General features: G+C 73.1%; 17 protein-coding genes and 1 tRNA gene. 4 read left to right on the top strand and 14 right to left on the bottom strand.

All coding sequences use genetic code 11. The features are described from left to right. Positions 1 to 23: 23 nt before the first annotated feature. From serA to prfB, 5 genes are all read right to left on the bottom strand, one after another. Positions 24 to 1,616 (bottom strand): phosphoglycerate dehydrogenase, encoded by a 1,593-nt coding sequence (gene serA, locus ACWGPF_RS04215; protein ID WP_452331633.1) that lies wholly within the window; start codon positions 1,614 to 1,616, stop codon positions 24 to 26. Between the two features lie 133 nt (positions 1,617 to 1,749). Further along, entirely contained in the window at positions 1,750 to 2,097 is a 348-nt protein-coding gene (locus ACWGPF_RS04210; protein ID WP_452331632.1) for a bacitracin resistance protein, read from the bottom strand. 5 nt (positions 2,098 to 2,102) lie between these two features. Further along, on the bottom strand, positions 2,103 to 2,606 hold the full coding sequence (locus ACWGPF_RS04205; RefSeq protein ID WP_452331631.1) for a DNA polymerase III subunit gamma/tau: 504 nt from the start codon (positions 2,604 to 2,606) through the stop codon (positions 2,103 to 2,105). A 17-nt stretch (positions 2,607 to 2,623) separates the two neighbouring features. Then, positions 2,624 to 5,794, bottom strand: coding sequence for a lamin tail domain-containing protein (locus ACWGPF_RS04200; RefSeq protein ID WP_452331630.1), 3,171 nt, complete (start codon positions 5,792 to 5,794; stop codon positions 2,624 to 2,626). 89 nt (positions 5,795 to 5,883) lie between these two features. After that, complete coding sequence (prfB, locus tag ACWGPF_RS04195) at positions 5,884 to 6,993, bottom strand: peptide chain release factor 2 (RefSeq protein ID WP_345435204.1); 1,110 nt, start codon at positions 6,991 to 6,993, stop codon at positions 5,884 to 5,886. A gap of 49 nt (positions 6,994 to 7,042) precedes the next feature. Between prfB and ACWGPF_RS04190 the strand changes: the two genes are divergently transcribed. Beyond that, positions 7,043 to 8,359, top strand: a complete 1,317-nt coding sequence (locus ACWGPF_RS04190) for an MFS transporter (protein WP_452331689.1) — start codon at positions 7,043 to 7,045, stop codon at positions 8,357 to 8,359. A 6-nt stretch (positions 8,360 to 8,365) separates the two neighbouring features. Here ACWGPF_RS04190 and ACWGPF_RS04185 read toward each other — a convergent pair whose 3' ends face one another. The 8 genes from ACWGPF_RS04185 to ACWGPF_RS04150 all read right to left on the bottom strand — a co-directional run bounded on the left by ACWGPF_RS04185 (position 8,366) and on the right by ACWGPF_RS04150 (position 12,990). Continuing rightward, entirely contained in the window at positions 8,366 to 8,521 is a 156-nt protein-coding gene (locus ACWGPF_RS04185; protein ID WP_452331629.1) for a hypothetical protein, read from the bottom strand. Between the two features lie 68 nt (positions 8,522 to 8,589). Continuing rightward, the gene (locus ACWGPF_RS04180) at positions 8,590 to 9,006 is read right to left on the bottom strand and encodes a pilus assembly protein TadG-related protein (RefSeq protein ID WP_452331628.1); all 417 of its coding nucleotides are present in this window, start codon (positions 9,004 to 9,006) and stop codon (positions 8,590 to 8,592) included. Then, positions 9,003 to 9,464: a TadE family protein gene (locus tag ACWGPF_RS04175; RefSeq protein ID WP_452331627.1), complete on the bottom strand. Its 462-nt coding sequence runs from the start codon at positions 9,462 to 9,464 to the stop codon at positions 9,003 to 9,005. The genes ACWGPF_RS04180 and ACWGPF_RS04175 overlap by 4 nt, the downstream gene beginning before the upstream one ends. Beyond that, on the bottom strand, positions 9,439 to 9,822 hold the full coding sequence (locus ACWGPF_RS04170; protein ID WP_452331626.1) for a TadE/TadG family type IV pilus assembly protein: 384 nt from the start codon (positions 9,820 to 9,822) through the stop codon (positions 9,439 to 9,441). Before ACWGPF_RS04170 ends, ACWGPF_RS04175 begins: the two co-directional genes overlap by 26 nt. Positions 9,823 to 9,824: 2 nt before the next feature. Next, positions 9,825 to 10,016: a hypothetical protein gene (locus ACWGPF_RS04165; protein ID WP_452331688.1), complete on the bottom strand. Its 192-nt coding sequence runs from the start codon at positions 10,014 to 10,016 to the stop codon at positions 9,825 to 9,827. A gap of 36 nt (positions 10,017 to 10,052) precedes the next feature. After that, complete coding sequence (locus ACWGPF_RS04160) at positions 10,053 to 10,997, bottom strand: type II secretion system F family protein (RefSeq protein ID WP_452331625.1); 945 nt, start codon at positions 10,995 to 10,997, stop codon at positions 10,053 to 10,055. After that, entirely contained in the window at positions 10,994 to 11,854 is an 861-nt protein-coding gene (locus tag ACWGPF_RS04155; RefSeq protein WP_452331624.1) for a type II secretion system F family protein, read from the bottom strand. The genes ACWGPF_RS04160 and ACWGPF_RS04155 overlap by 4 nt, the downstream gene beginning before the upstream one ends. Further along, positions 11,845 to 12,990, bottom strand: coding sequence for a CpaF family protein (locus tag ACWGPF_RS04150; protein WP_452331623.1), 1,146 nt, complete (start codon positions 12,988 to 12,990; stop codon positions 11,845 to 11,847). The genes ACWGPF_RS04155 and ACWGPF_RS04150 overlap by 10 nt, the downstream gene beginning before the upstream one ends. A 72-nt stretch (positions 12,991 to 13,062) precedes the next feature. Between ACWGPF_RS04150 and ACWGPF_RS04145 the strand changes: the two genes are divergently transcribed. The 3 genes from ACWGPF_RS04145 (at position 13,063) to ACWGPF_RS04135 (ending at position 14,354) form a co-directional block, all read left to right on the top strand. Next, entirely contained in the window at positions 13,063 to 13,440 is a 378-nt protein-coding gene (locus ACWGPF_RS04145) for a pyridoxamine 5'-phosphate oxidase family protein (RefSeq protein WP_452331622.1), read from the top strand. Between the two features lie 49 nt (positions 13,441 to 13,489). Next, positions 13,490 to 13,571: transfer RNA gene (locus ACWGPF_RS04140), tRNA-Leu, on the top strand. A gap of 45 nt (positions 13,572 to 13,616) precedes the next feature. Beyond that, positions 13,617 to 14,354 carry a DedA family protein gene (locus ACWGPF_RS04135; protein ID WP_452331621.1) on the top strand — a complete coding sequence of 246 codons (738 nt, stop codon included), beginning with the start codon at positions 13,617 to 13,619 and terminating at the stop codon, positions 14,352 to 14,354. A gap of 40 nt (positions 14,355 to 14,394) precedes the next feature. Here the strand turns inward: ACWGPF_RS04135 and ku are convergent, their stop codons facing one another. Then, positions 14,395 to 15,270, bottom strand: coding sequence for a non-homologous end joining protein Ku (gene ku, locus ACWGPF_RS04130; protein ID WP_452331620.1), 876 nt, complete (start codon positions 15,268 to 15,270; stop codon positions 14,395 to 14,397). Between the last annotated feature and the right edge of the window lie 58 nt (positions 15,271 to 15,328).

Below are 15,328 nucleotides of genomic sequence, written 5' to 3'. Positions count from 1 at the left end.
GGGGGCGCGTCGCGGTCGGAGCGTCAGACCTCGGAGATCTCGATCTGGCGGATGACCGACGCGTCGATCGCGGCACCCACCTCGGCGAGCAGCTCGTCAGGCACACGCGAGTCGACCGTGAGCACGGACAGCGCCTGACCGCCCGCCTCGCGGCGTGCGATCTGCATGCCCGCGATGTTGATCCCCGCCTCGCCGAACCGCTGCCCGTAGACAGCGACGATGCCGGGGCGGTCGGTGTACAGCATGACGACGTGGTGGCGGTCGATCGGCACCTCGACCTCGTGGCCGTTGATGCCGACGATCTTCTGCACCATGCGCGTCCCGGCGAGCGTGCCCGCCACTGTGAGCACCGTGCCGTCGGAGAGGGCTCCGCGCAGGATGGTGATGTTGCGGTACTCGGGGCTCTCCTTCTCGACGATGAGACGCGTCTCGATGCCGCGCTGCTCGGCGAAGAGGGGGGCGTTGACGTAGGAGACGTTCTCGCTCACCACGTTCGAGAGCACTCCCTTGAGCGCCGCCAGGCGGTAGACGCTCACGTCGTAGTCGGCGAGCTCGCCGCGCACCTCGATGTCGAGGCTCGTGAGCGCCGAGGTCGCGAGGCCGCTGAACACCTGGCCGAGCTTCTCGACGAGCGCGATGCCGGGGCGCACGAACGGGTCGATGACGCCGCCGGCGACGTTGACCGCGTCGGGGACGAGGTCGCCTTCGAGCGCGAGCTTGACCGACTTCGCGACCGAGACGCCCGCCTTCTCCTGCGCCTCGTCGGTCGACGCGCCGAGGTGCGGCGTCGCGACCACGTTGGGGAGTCCCGTGAGCGAGGTGTCGGCCGGCGGCTCGCTCGTGAAGACGTCGAGGCCGGCTCCCGCGATCTCCCCCGCCGCGAGCGCCTCCGTGAGCGCCGCCTCGTCGATGAGGCCGCCGCGGGCGACGTTCACGACGTACGCCGTCGGCTTCATGGCCTTCAGCTGGGCCGCGCCGATCATGCCCGTCGTCTCGGGCGTCTTCGGCATGTGGATCGTGAGGAAGTCGGCCTGCGCGACGAGCTCGTCGAGGCTCAGCAGCTCGACGCCGAGCTGCTGGGCGCGCGCCGAGGTGACGTAGGGGTCGAAGGCGACGACGCGCATCCCGAAGCCCTGCATGCGGGCGGCGACGAGCGCGCCGATGCGGCCGAGGCCGACGACGCCGAGCGTCTTCTCGAAGAGCTCCGTCCCCGTGTAGGCGCTGCGCTTCCACTCCCCCGCTCCGAGCGAGGCGCGCGCGGCCGGGATGTGGCGGGCGAGGCTCAGGATGTGCCCGCACGTGAGCTCTGCGGCGGAGATGATGTTCGACGTCGGCGCGTTGACGACCATGACTCCGGCCGTCGTCGCGGCCTTGATGTCGACGTTGTCGAGGCCCACGCCCGCGCGGGCGACGACCTTGAGCTTCGGCGCGTGCGCGAGTGCCTCCTCGTCGACCTTCGTCGCCGAGCGGATGAGGATGGCGTCGGCGTCGCTCAGGGCGTCGAACAGGGCGGGGCGGTCGGTCCCGTCCACATGGCGGATGTCGAAGTCGGGGCCGAGCGCCTCGATCGTTGCGGGGGACAGTTCTTCGGCGATGAGCACGACGGGCTTCGGCACGGGTGGATCCTTCGATGCGTATGTGCGCGGGCGCGCGGGGGCGGGGCTGCGCGCCACACGCCGTGGGGGCGCGACGGCCCCACTCTATCGGAGGGCGGCGGCACGACCCGACGCGCGCGGCGGGCGATGATGCTCAGACGGCGAGGAACGCCGTCGACGCGGTGTACGCCTGCGCGTTCATCCAGTAGACGGCCGTGAGCATGAGGCCGCCGGCGAGGAGGAGGGCGAGCGCCGCGCCACCGCGGCGCATCCCCGCGAACAGTGCGACGAAGAACAGCACGACGGGGACGGCGATGGCGAGCACGAGGACGACGGCCGCCATGGGCGTGAGCGAGGTGCCGTACTGGCTCGCGATCTGCGCGTAGAGCACGAGGTACGACACGCCGCTCCACACGGCGTACGCGTAGAGCAGCCCGAACGCGCCGGCGACGGCCGACACGACCCAGACGGGCGTGCGCTTCTTCGGGGTCTGCACGGCCATGCGCGTCACGCTCCCACCACGATGAACGACCCGGACATGAGGAAGGGCCACGGCACGAGCACGACGGCTCCCGCGAGCAGGAGCACGATGCGCTTCCAGGTCGCCGCGCGGCGGGTCAGGACGAGGACCGCCGCGAACCAGGCGGCGGGCGTCGCGATCGCGAGCCACATGCTCGCCTGGAACATGACGTCGGCCACGGCGTCGGTGCCGGACTGCACCCACGCCGCGAGGCGAGTGGTCCCGAGGACCCATCCGATCGTCCAGAAGAGGTAGACCCCGCCGAGCAGGCCGAGGGAGACCAGGGCGACGTTCCCGAGACCCTGTGCCGGGGCCGGTTCGGCCGGAGCCTTCTCAGGAAGAGTCTCGCTGCCGGCGCCGACCGCGTGCCATCCTGCGGGCAGCGCCGGTGCGTCGTCCGACGCGCCCGTCGACGGCGTCTCGCCGCCGGGGCGGAGGGTGGGGTCGTCGTCGCCCTCCCAGGAGAGGGCGTCATCTTCGCGCGACGGCATGCTGCCAGCGTACAAGCTCAGTCCAGGACGATTCCGCTCGTCTCGAGGCCCTTGGCGTACTGCAGCCGGACCGTCACGCGGAAGTCGTCGTCTGCGGCGTCGTACCGCCCTTGGAGGCCCTCCGCGACGATCCGCCACGGCCGATCCGACGAGCCCGTCGTGTCCCGCCCGTCGTCCTCGACGGCCTGCGGGTAGTCGTAGGGGGCGCTCGTCCGCTCCCCGAGCGTCGTCGAGAGCGTGTCGACGGCGATCTCGCCGGACGCGACCGCCACCTGGAGGATCCTCTGGAACCCCGTCGCGCGCATGCCGGTCGACGTGCGGAACTCCTGGTAGTCCCCGAGGATCTCGACGACGTCGTGTCCGGGGATGCCTCCCGCGTCGGCCGTCTCGATGCGCGCGAGCCCGTGGTAGTGCCCGGAGAGCACGAGCACGACGTTGCGGTTCGGCGCCACGATGCGCTCCCACAGCTCGTCGGCGCGCGACACCCAGCGGGTGGAGGTGGCGCGCTCCGCCTCGGCTGAGCCGTCCTCCGGCAGCAGGTGCTCGTGCGTCGCGACGACGACGTTGGCGCGCGGATGGCCGGCGACGACCCCCTCCGCCCAGGCGAGCTCCCGCTCCCCGTACGCGTAGGGCAGCGAGAGCACGACGAACTCCGCGCCCGCCGCCGTGAACGACGACCAGCTCGCGCTCGCGTCGTCGGGCGCGATGGCGCCGCCGAAGGCGGGGTCGTCGGCGTACCGGTCCGGGCCGAACCAGTCGTTGTACAGGTCGACGGTGGCGCCGCGCTTGCTGTCGTGGTTTCCCGGCAGCGTGCTCACGGGCACTCCCGCTCCCTCGATGACGGCCTGGGCAGCGGAGGCGAGCGCGAACTCGCGCTCCGCTCTCGCCGGGTCCTGCCCCGCGTCGACCCAGTTCTGCACGAGGTCTCCCGTGTGCACGGCGAAGGCGATGCGCCGCGCCTCGGCGTTCGCGGCGATCCAGGCCGCCTGCTCGAGCGCGACGGCCGGATGCGCCTCCGTGAGGTACTGGGTGTCGGTCACGTGGCTGAGGGCGAGATCGTAGTCCGACGGGTCAGCGAGCCCGTCGGCGGCGTCGCGGATGGCCGCGGTGCGCGGCACGACCTGTACGAGCACGGCGTCCGCACCGGAGGGGAGTTTGCCCGCCAGCGTCACCGTGCCGTCGGCGGATGCCGTCCGCTCGTCGAGTGCGCGCCATCCGCCGTGCGTCCATGCCGACAGCCGCACGGGAGCGGGGCCCGTGACGACACCGGACCACGCGACGCGACCGGAGGAGCCGGCCGCGAGCTCGAACCGCAGGAACGGATGCGCCCACGCGTCGTCGGCGGCGTCGAGCGCGGCGGCAGCGGTGTCGAGCTGCCGCTCGTCCGCACCGGTCCGCCCGGCGAGCGGTCCGTCCGACGCTCCCGCCCAGATCGCCGTGATCGCCGCGTCGATGCCGTCCACCGATGCGTCCGTCGGCGTCGGCTCCTCGTCGACCGCCGTCGCGGGCACGGTCGCGGCGATGCGCTCCCGCGCTCCGACGCTCAGGACGTCGGCCCGCTCGCGCAGCGTCGCCGCATCGGGCGTCGCCCGAGCGGCGACGAAGTCGGTCGCGTCGTCGCCCGTGAAGGCCGCGCGCTGCCACGTCTCCCCCGCGAGCCGGTCGACGCCGAAGGTCGAGAGCGCGAGCCCCTTGGTGCAGGGGCTCGCGACGTCGACGGGCGCGTCGAGCTCGTTGGCGTGGAAGATCCCGACGCTGTCGACGCGGGCGCCCTCCGCGTCCTCCAGCCACACGCCCGACCCCTGATAGCCGAGCGGATGAGCGAGGCCGTCCTCCGCCGTCGCCGTCCAGGTCGCGCCGGGGGCGAGCCGTTCGCCCGCGGGGATCTCCGCGAGCACCTCGCGCTCGCGGAAGCCGTCGGCGTCGCAGCCGATGAGCCGCCATCCGCCGATCGCGACCGGCTCCGTGCTGTAGTTCGCGAGCTCGACGAGGTTCCGGGGCGCATCGAGCTCGGCCACGACCGGGTCGGTGGCGATCTCGCTGATCGCGACACCCGGCTCCGCGGGATAGGCGAAGGCGGTCGCGACGCGGCTGTCGGCGTCGGCGTTCCGCTCGCCGGGCGTGCGCGGAGCGACGATCCAGTCGCCCGTGCCGTCCGCCCGCTGCCAGCTCTCCCCTGTGCGGTGATCGAGCACGGCCGGGAGCTTCTCGTCGCCCGTCTGGCAGGCCGTGTCGGCGTGGGCCGAGATCGTCACGCCGTCTACGCGCGCACCGTCCTCGGTCACGAGGAGGGCGCCCGAGACGGTGTCGGCGAGCGATGTCGCGGTGCGGACGTCGGCGGCGCCGGCGTATCCCGGCCCGCCGACGACGAGGCGCTCGCCGGGCTCGATCGCCGTGCCGTCGGCGAAGACGATCTGACGGGTGCCGGCCGTGAGCGAGCCGTCGCGCGTGCACCGGTAGAGGCTCCAGCCCGAGAGGTCGACCGCGGCATCCGTCGCGTTGGCGAGCTCGACGACGTCGTCGTCGGCCGCGGCAGGACCCGCGGGCGCGATCTCGGCGATGACGACGGATGGCGCGGTGGCGGCGGGCACGGCCGCCGCCGATGCGCCCGGCGTCGAGCGGGTGCGCACCCAGTCGACGTCGGGATCACCCGTGCGCGCGATGCGCTGCCAGCTCTCGTCGAGCCCCGCGGCGAGCGTGTTGGAGACGGTGCCGTGCGCCCCGCACTCGCTGTCGGTGGGCCACGGCGCCCGCGGATAGGCGGCGAACGCGTCCACGGGCACGTGCCGGGCGTCCTCCAGGACCAGCCCGTAGCCATCCGCCGAGAACGGCCCCCGCAGCGCGCGGTCGCCGCCTGCCGAGCCGATGACGAGGCGATCGCCCGCGGCGAGGACGACGCCCGCGAGGTCGGTCTCGACCTCGGACTCGCCGAGCCGGGTGCCCTCTCCCGTGCAGCGGTACAGGCGCCATCCGGACAGGTCGACGGCGTGGGCGGAGAGGTTCCGCAGCTCGACGGACGAGGCGTCGGGATCAGCGGAGGTGCCCGCGGCGACCTCGTCGATGACGATGTCGCCCGTGCTCTGCGCCGCGACGGGCGGCGCGGGGGTCGCGCAGGCGGGGGCCGCGATCACGGCGAGGAGGAGGACGGCGAGGGCGCGGCCCCGCGCGGGGCCCCGGAGACGGCTCACGGCTGCGAGCGTCGCCGCCCGCGGTGAACGGACGCGGACGCCGCGGCCGATGCGATGTGAACGCCGGGCGTCGGCCCGGCGTCAGAGGCTCAGTCCTCGACCTTGCGCTTGCGCCAGCGGATGCCCGCGTTGATGAGGCCGTCGATGTCGCCGTCGAACACCACGGCGGGGTTGCCGACCTCGTAGCCCGTGCGCAGGTCCTTCACGAGCTGCTGGCCGTAGAGGAAGTACGACCGCATCTGGTCGCCCCAGCTCGCCGTGATGGTGCCGGCGAGCTCCTTCTTCTTCGCGGCCTCCTCCTCGCGCTGGAGGAGGAGCAGGCGCGTCTGGAGGACGCGCATGGCGGCGGCGCGGTTCTGGATCTGCGACTTCTCGTTCTGCATCGACACGACGATGCCCGACGGGAGGTGCGTGATGCGGACGGCGGAGTCGGTCGTGTTGACCGACTGGCCGCCGGGGCCCGAGGAGCGGAAGACGTCGACGCGGATGTCGTTCTCCGGGATCTCGACCTCCTGCGCCTCCTCCATGACGGGGATGACTTCGACGGCCGCGAAGCTCGTCTGGCGCTTGTCGGCGGAGCCGAACGGGCTGATGCGCGCGAGCCGGTGCGTGCCGGCCTCGACGGAGAGGATGCCGTAGGCGTACGGCGCGTCGACCTCGAAGGTGGCCGACTTGATGCCGGCGCCCTCCGCGTACGACGTGTCCATGACCTTCACGGGGTACTTGTTGCGCTCCGCCCAGCGCAGGTACATGCGCATGAGCATCTCGGCGAAGTCGGTCGCGTCGTCGCCGCCCGCGCCGGAGCGGATCGTGACGACGGCTGAGCGCTCGTCGTACTCGCCGTCGAGGAGGGTCTTCACCTCGAGGTCGCCGATGACGCGCTCGAGGTCGGCGATCTCCTTCTGCGCCTCGGCGACGGAGTCCTCGTCGCCCATCTCGTTGGCGAGCTCGACGAGCACCTCGAGGTCGTCGAGGCGGCGCTCGACGGCCGTGATGCGCGCGAGGTCGGACTGACGGTGGCTCAGCGCGCTGGTGACCTTCTGCGCGTTGGCGGTGTCGTCCCACAACCCGGGGGCGGCCGCCTCCTGCTCCAGGCGCGCGATGTCGGCGCGCACGGCGTCGACGTCCACCACCTCGCGGATGTTGTCGAACGTGGTGCGCAGCGCCTGGATCTCGGCGGAAGGATCGAACTCAAGCATGACGATCCAGCCTATCCTGCCGCGGGGCGTAAGTTGGTGGGCGATGAGCATGCGAACCGGATCCGACGACGCCGGGTTCGACGCGCTCCGGCGCTACGCCCCCATGGTGTACGGCCCGACGGCCCTCTACTCGCTCGGGCAGGGTGCCATCCTGCCGCTCCTGCCGGCGCTCGCAGCGCGGCAGGGCGCGGACCTCGCGGTGGCGGCGCTCATCTCGGCCGCCATCGTCGTCGGGCAGCTGGCAGGCAACATCCCCGCCGGATGGCTCGTGTCGCGCGTCGGCGAGCGCTGGACGATGCTCATCGCCGCGCTCGCGTCGCTCGCGGGCATCACCGGCATGCTCATCGCGCCGAGCATCGGAGTGCTGGGCCTGTCGGTCTTCCTCCTCGGGTTCTGCGCGTCGTCGTTCGCGGTCGCGCGCCACACCTTCATGACGACGCGCGTGCCGTACCGCTACCGCGCGCGTGCGCTCGCCCTCGTCGGCGGATCGTTCCGGCTCGGCGGATTCACGGGGCCGTTCGTCTCGGCGGGGCTGCTGGCCCTCTTCGGCGACGAGATCGCCTCGGTGTGGTTCTTCGGGGCGTGCCTGCTGGGCGTGGCGGCGCTCGTCGCATTCGGCCCCGATCCGGAGCAGAAGGCGCTCGAGGCGGAGCGGATGGCCGGGGCGCCGTCCGATGGGGACGTCGCCCCCGATGGGGCGGAGGACACGGGCGAGCCCGTCACGGGCGCCGTGCCGACAGCCCGGTCGGGTGAGGCGAAGCGCGTCGGCGTGCTGCGCACGATGTGGCGGTTCCGCGGGCTGCTCGCCCGGCTCGGGACGACGGCGGCCTCGCTCTCGGCCGTGCGGTCGGCGCGGCAGGCGGTGCTGCCGCTGTGGGGCGTGTCGATCGGCCTCGACTCGCAGACGCTCGTGCTCGTCGTGGGCGTCGCGGGCGCCGTGGAGTTCTCGCTGTTCTACGTGAGCGGGCAGGTCATGGACCGCTTCGGCCGACTGTGGGCCGCCGTCCCGGCGATGCTGCTCATGGGCGCGGGGTTCGGCGCGCTCGCGTTCACGCACGACCTCGACACATCGGTGATGTGGTTCGGCGTGCTCGCCCTCGTCATCGGCGTCGGCAACGGGCTCTCGTCGGGCATCCTGCTGACGCTCGGCGCCGACGTCGCTCCGAAGACCGATCCGGCGCCGTTCCTCGGCTCGTGGCGCACGCTGACCGACGGCGGAGCGGCGCTCACGCCGCTCGCCGTGTCGGCGATCACGGCCGCGGCGTCGCTGCCGGTCGCGACGGCGGTCGTGGGGGTCATCGGGCTCGTCGGCGCTGGCGCGTTCCTCCGGTACGTGCCGCGCTACGCGCCTCCGCGCAGGCGGTGACGGCGCTCAGACCGACACGATGACGACGATCGCCGTCGCCGCGGCGAGCGCGACCGCGACGACGGCCGCGCTCGTGAGGGCGACGACGAGACGGGCGGGCGGGTCGGTCTCGGTCTCGACGGCTGCGGGCAGGGGCCACGAGCCGGTGCTGTGGGGGTCCATGTCGTTCCTCTCGGCGGGAGTCTCCGTGCATGAGACGCGCCGCGGCCCGTTCCGTTACGCGGGTCGCGTCATTCGAGGCCCGTTCGGCTCGTGGCGGTCGCGTGCAGGGGGATGCCGCCGGGCACGAACGCGCTCACGATCGGGGCATGCCACGCCGTCGCGACGGTGACGCGCGCCGAGACGCCGTCGGGAGCCTCCGCAGAGACGAGCGCGGCGCCGTCGCCCGTCGCGGCGAGGAAGGCGGCTGCCTGCTCTGCCACGCGCGCGTCGTCGAGGCGGGCGCGCACGGCGCCGCCCTCGACGGAGAGCGCGAAGCCGTCGGCTGCGGCGAGCGCTGCCGAAGCGGCGAGCGCGTCGAGGCGCTTCTGCGCGAGATGGAGGGCCGTGGCATCGACGCACACGACGATGAGCGCGATCGCGAGAACCGCGTATCCGATGACGAGAGGCAGGATGCTGCCGCCCTCGTCGACACGGGGCGACCTCACGAGCCGTCCCAGAACCGCGACACCCGCTGCGCGGAGGTCGCCTCGACGGGGAACGAGGCGAGCTGGTCGAGCCCGAGGACCGGAGGGATGAACGGCAGCGGCACCTGCGCGGCGATGGTGACGACGACCGTCGCCCCGGGCTCGGGGCATCCGCTGTGCGCGCCGGGGCACGTGACGGCGACCTCGAGCACGGCGGGGTCCATGCCGTACTCGACGGCGACGGCCGCGATGACGCGCTGCACCTCGCCGATGCCCTCGACGTGGCCGTCCGAGCGCGCGAGAACGTGGGCGGTGTGCCGTGCGGCGGCCTCCACGCCGAGGGCGTGCTCCTGCACGCTCCCGAGCGTCACGACGAGGTACGCGAGCGGGACGAGGAGCAGGAGCCCGCCCACGAGGAACTCCAGAGCGGCCGACCCGCGCTCGTCCGCGGGATCATCCGATCGTCTCGACGGGAGCACGCGCGGTCACCTCCCACGTGCCGGGCACGCCGATGAGGCCCACGACGGGGATGGCGGCGCGCACCGTGACGAGGACGTCGTGCCCGTCGTACCGCGCCGTGACATCCTGCGCATAGCCGGCGCCGACCGCGCGCGCGATGACGGCCCTCGTCCGGGCGACGCCGCCCTCCGCTCCCACGTCGGCGAGGGCGGCGTGGTAGGCGCCCTCGACCGCGGCGTCGTGGATCATGTTGCGCACGTGCACGGCGATGCCGAGCTGGAGGACCGCGAGGGTCAGCACGGTGAGGAGCGCGCCGACGAGGACGAACTCGACGACCGCCGACCCGCGCTCGTCGTCGCGGATCGCGACGACCGCCACCGTCAGATCCCGTTGACGCTGGAGATGGCGCGTTCGAAGAGCCCCGTGAGCGCGGGGCCCGCGAGCGCCCAGATGAGGACGACGAGCCCGGCAGACATCAGGGTGATGAGGACCCAACCGGGCACGTCGCCGCGCTCGTCGCGGTCGAGATCGTGGAGCACGTCTCCCCACGCGGTGCGCGCGCGGACGACCATCTCGGTGATGCTCATGGGTTTTCCTTTCTCGAGCGCTCAGCCGATGCCGAGGCGCAGCATGACGATTCCGGGGAATACGGCGAACAGGACGCTGAGAGGCAGCAGGCCGAAGACGAGCGGGAGGAGCATGAGGATCTCCTTGCGCCCCGCCTTCTCGATGAGCGCGCGCTTCGCGTCCTCGCGGGCGTCGGAGGCCTGCGCCTGCAGCGTCTGGGCGAGCGGCGACCCGCGGTCGATCGCCGCGACGAGGTGCTCGACGGCGCGGTCCAGCGCCGGCGACGGGAGGCGGCGAGCCAGCGCGGCGAGCGCGTCGGGGAGCGTCGACCCGGTGCGGACGTCGACGACGACGCGGCGCAGTTCGAGGGACAGCTCGCCGCTCCCGAGCATCGCGACGCGCGCGATGCTGTCGAAGATCCCCTCCCCCGCCGAGAGGCACAGCGCGAGGAAGTCGAGCACCGTGGGGAGCTCGTCGCCGATGCGCTCCATCCGCGCCCTGGCCCGCGCGCCGAGGAGGAGGTCGGCTCCGAGCGCGCCCGCGACCGCTCCCGCGACAGGGAGGGCGAGCGCCTGCGCCGTCGCGGCGCCGGCGAGCGCGAGCACGACGACGACCGCGCCGCCTCCGGCCGTGCCGGCGAGCGCCGCCGCGAGCTGGCGTCCCCGGAAGGCCGCGACGTCGGTGTCGCGGCCGGCCTGCGCGAGCCGGCGGGCGATGCCGTCGGTCCCTCCGAGGAGTGCGGCGAGGCGCTCCTGGCACGCCGCCCACGCGGCTCGCGCGACGCCGACGAGCGCTGCTCCGGGATCCGTGACCGAGGTGCGGACGGTCGTCCCCGCCGCGTCCGTCACATCGCGGACATACGGCGCGATGCGGCGAGCGAGGCCCGGCGCGCTCCAGCGCGGCGCGAGCATGAGGAGCGCCCACGCGCCCGTGCCGAACGCCCCGCCGAGGAGGAGGCCCAGCGCCGCATCGGTGGCCCAGGTCATGCGAACCACCTCCGCGTCTCCGGAAGTCGGCCGATCCGCAGCATGACGCGGAAGGCGACCACCGAGACGGCAGCGCCGGCGAGGAGGAGCATGACGCCCTCCGGGCTCGTGTACGCCTCGGCCCCCTCCGGGCGCAGCGACAGGAGCGCGACGATCACCCACGGCGCCGACACGCCCAGCACGGCGGCGCCGCGCGTCCACGACTGCCGTGCCTCCACCTCGGCGCGCAGCGCCGCGTCGGCCCGGACGGAGGCGGACAGCGCGCGCAGGACGGGGGCGAGCTCCGTGCCGCCGACCTGCCGCGCCATCCGGAGCGTCTCGACGATGCGGTCGGCCATGGGATCGGCGAGCGCGGTCTTCAGCCGGTCGGCGCTGGACTCGAAGCTTCCGGACGCCGCCATGTCGTGCTCGAACCCCGCGAAGGCGTGACGCAGGCCGGCGGGGGCCGAGCGCGCGAGGCTCGACACCGCGTCGGGCAGCGACATCCCCGCCCGCACCGACGAGACGAGGAGGTCGCACACGTCGGGCCACAGTGCGCGGCGAGCCCGCACGAGCCGCTGCGCGCGCGAGCGGAGCTGGAGGGCGGGCGCCGCCCCCGCCGCGACCGCCGAGAGGAGGGCGAGGGCGGGGACGGACGTCGCCAGCCACACGGCCGCCGCGCCGAGGACGGCCGCCGCGGCGGAGGCGAGTACCAGGACCCGCGGCGCGACGTGCGCGAAGCCGGCCTCCTCGAGGAGCGCCTCGATCCGCGGCGCCCTGCGCGACGTCATCGGGAGCCCCGTCGGCCACAGCCACGGCGAGAGGGCGAGCAGGACGCCTGCGGCGAGCGCGACGCCGAGGAGCACGATCACCGCCATCGCTCCCCCGTCCGGTAGACGGCGCGCGTCTCGGGGGCGTCGTCGACGAGGCGACCGGTCGGCGCGATGATCTCCTGCACGCGGCGACGCCCATCGGCGGCGCGCTGGCAGTGCACGACCAGATCGACGCTTGTGGCGATGGCCGGAAGCACGAACGCGCGGTCGATGTTGCGCCCCGCGAGCAGCGGGAGAGCGGCGAGCTTGGCGAGCGCGTGCTCCGCGGAGTTCGCGTGGATGGTCGCGGCGCCCGGGATGCCCGTGTTCAGGGCGAGCAGGAGGTCGAGGGCTTCTGCGTCGCGCACTTCGCCCACGACGAGGCGGTCGGGCCGCATGCGCAGCGCCTCCTTCACGAGGCGGCGGAGCGTGATCTCGCCCGTCCCCTCGAGGCTGGGCTGGCGTCCCTGCAGGGCGACGAGGTCGGGGGCGTCGACGCCCAGCTCGAACGTCTCCTCGACCGTGATGATGCGATGGCCGGGCGGGCTCGCCGCGATGAGCGCGCCGAGCAGTGTCGTCTTCCCCGCATGCGTGGCGCCCGACACGAGCACGCTCCTCCCCTCCGCCATCGCGCCCCGCAGGATGGCCTCGGCGTCCTCCGAGAGCGATCCGATCGCGACGAGGTGCTCGAGCGTGCGCACGGTCGGGAGGAACTTGCGGATGTTGACGGCCCAGTGCCGGCGCGCGATGCCGCCCAGGACGACGTGGAGGCGCGATCCGTCGGGGAGGGCCGCGTCCACGAAGGGCTGGGAGAGGTCCACGCGACGGCCGGTCGCGTGGAGCATGCGCTCGACGAGGTCGCGCACGGCAGCCTCCGTGAGCGACAGCGGGAGCCGCTCCGTCACGCCGTCGCGGGCAGCGAACACGCGGTCGGGGGCGTTGATCCAGATCTCCTCGATGCCGGGGTCGTCGAGATGCGCCTGCAGCGCGCCGTACCCGGTGACGGCGGCGAGCACCTCGCGCACCGCCGCCTGCTCGTCGTCGACGATCGCGAGACCGCGCGCGAGCGCGTAGTCGTTGTGGCGCCGCACCTCCGCCTGGGCGAGCCGGCGCGCGGCCTCGGGTGCGGTGGACGGATCGGTGCGATCCGCCCGCAGACGGTCGCGCACACGATCGGCGACGGCACTCACGACGGGGCTCACGGCGCCATCCTGTCCGAAATCGCGACACCGCCCCCGAAGTTATCCACAGCCGACGTCTGGCACGCTCGGGTCATGCTCTCCTCCGACGCCCTCGCGTTCCTCTCCGAGCGCCACCTCGCCGTGCTCTCCACCGTGGGCAGGAGGGGACGCGTCCATGCCGTGCCCGTCGGGATGACCTACCGCGACGGCGTCGCGCGCGTGATCGGCTCCCGCGGGACCCAGAAGTTCGTGAACGCGGCGCGCTCCGGCCGCGCCGTCGTCACGACGGTCGACGGGGCGCGCTGGCTGTCGCTCGAGGGGCCCGCCGTCGTCGTCGACGACGCAGCGGCCGTCGCCGACGCCGTCGCGCTCTACACGGCGCGGTACCGCGCTCCGCGTGCGAACCCCGACCGCGTCGTGCTCGAGATCGCCGTGGAGAAGGTGCTCGGATCTTCCGGTATGAGGGCGTGACGCGCCGACACAGGAGAGGCACAGCCTCGGCCGTAGACTGAACGCGTCCGCGGGAGTGGTGAAACTGGCAGACACGCAGGATTTAGGTTCCTGTGCCTCCGGGCGTGCGGGTTCGATTCCCGCCTTCCGCACGAGACGCGATCCCGCGTCGCCGACCGATCGACCTCCGGAGCACCGTGCATCACATCGCACTCATCCCGTGGCTGGACCCGCAGGCGATCATCGCCGCCGCGGGGCCGTGGGCCCTCCTCGTCGTGTGCCTCATCGTGTTCTCCGAGACGGGGCTCCTCGTGGGCTTCCTGCTCCCCGGCGACACGCTCCTCGTCATCTCGGGCCTGCTCACCCACACGAGCAACGTGTTCGGCGTGAACATCTGGGTCGTGAGCGGGCTCATCGCCCTCGCCGCGTTCATCGGCGGCGAGGTCGGGTACCTCATCGGCCACAAGGGCGGGCCCGCCGTGTTCGAGCGGAAGGAATCCGGCCTCTTCAGCCGTCGGAACGTCGATCGGACGAACGCGTTCTTCGAGCGGTTCGGCGGGATCACGGTCGTGCTCGCCCGCTTCGTGCCGATCGTGCGCACCTTCGCCCCCGTCGCGGCGGGCGTCGGCCACATGCCCTGGAAGAAGTACTCGCTCTACAACCTCATCGGCGCCGTGCTGTGGGGCTTCGGCCTGACGATGTTCGGCTACCTCATCGCGTACATTCCGTTCGTGCGCGACCTCGTCACGGAGTACATCGACATCATCCTGCTCGCCGCCGTCGCGGGCACCGCGCTCATCGTGCTGTGGCACTACCTGCGCGAGCGCCGCGAAGCGCGCCTGCATCCCGCGTCGACGGCCGACGACGTCGTGCTCGACCGCGAGGTGTTCGAGCGCGGCCCCGACATCGACGGAGACGGCAAGCCCGACTTCTGAGCGCCGCGGCTCCGATCGTCTCGGCTCCGAGCGCCGCGACTCAGGACGCCTTCTTCGACTTGCCGCGCGGCTTCCGCGCCGGCTTCTCCTCGGACTCGTCGTCGTCGGTCTTCGCGTCGTCGGCGGCGCCGCGCGCCTTGCGCGATCGCTCCACGCTCGCGCGCAGGGCCTCCATGAGGTCGATGACCTCGCCGCCCTCCTCCGTCTCCCCGCCGAAGGTCGCCTCCGTGTCGACGGCGTCGCCCTTCTCGAGCTTCGCGTCGATGAGCGTGCGCAGCTCCTTCTGGTACTCGTCGACGAACTCCTCCGGGTCGAAGTCCGACGAGTAGCTCTCGACGAGGCTCGCCGACAGCTCCAGCTCCTTCTCGCTGATCTTCACGGGCTCGTCGAGCGCGGGGAACGACGCCTGCCGGATCTCGTCCGACCACAGCAGCGTCTGCAGCATGAGCACGCCGTCGCGCACCCGCAACGCGGCGAGCCGCGTCTTCTGCCGCAGCGAGAACCGCACGATGGCGGTGCGGTCGGTGCGCTCGAGCGTCTCGCGCAGGAGCGCGTACGACTTGGGCGACGACGAGTCGGGCTCGAGGAAGTACGCCCGATCGAACGCGATGGGGTCGACCTGATCGCTCGGCACGAACTCGACGACGTCGATCTCGCGGCTGCGCTCCGACGGCAGCGACTTCAGGTCGTCGTCGGTGAGCACGACCGTGCGCTCGCCGTCGTCGTACGCCCGGTCGATGTCGCGGTAGGCGACGACCTCGCCGCAGACCTCGCATCGCCGCTGGTAGCGGATGCGGCCTCCGTCGGCGGCGTGGACCTGGTGGAGCGGCACGTCGTGATCCTCGGTCGCGGCGTACACCTTGACGGGCACGTTGACGAGCCCGAACGTGAGCGCGCCCTTCCAGATCGATCTCATGGCACCAGTGAACCGCGGCGGGCGCCGTCTGACCAGGGGTTGACGCGATCCCGCGCCG

The sequence above is a fragment of the Microbacterium sp. NPDC055683 genome (genome assembly GCF_053617895.1).
This window is presented reverse-complemented; position numbering and strand designations above follow the sequence as displayed.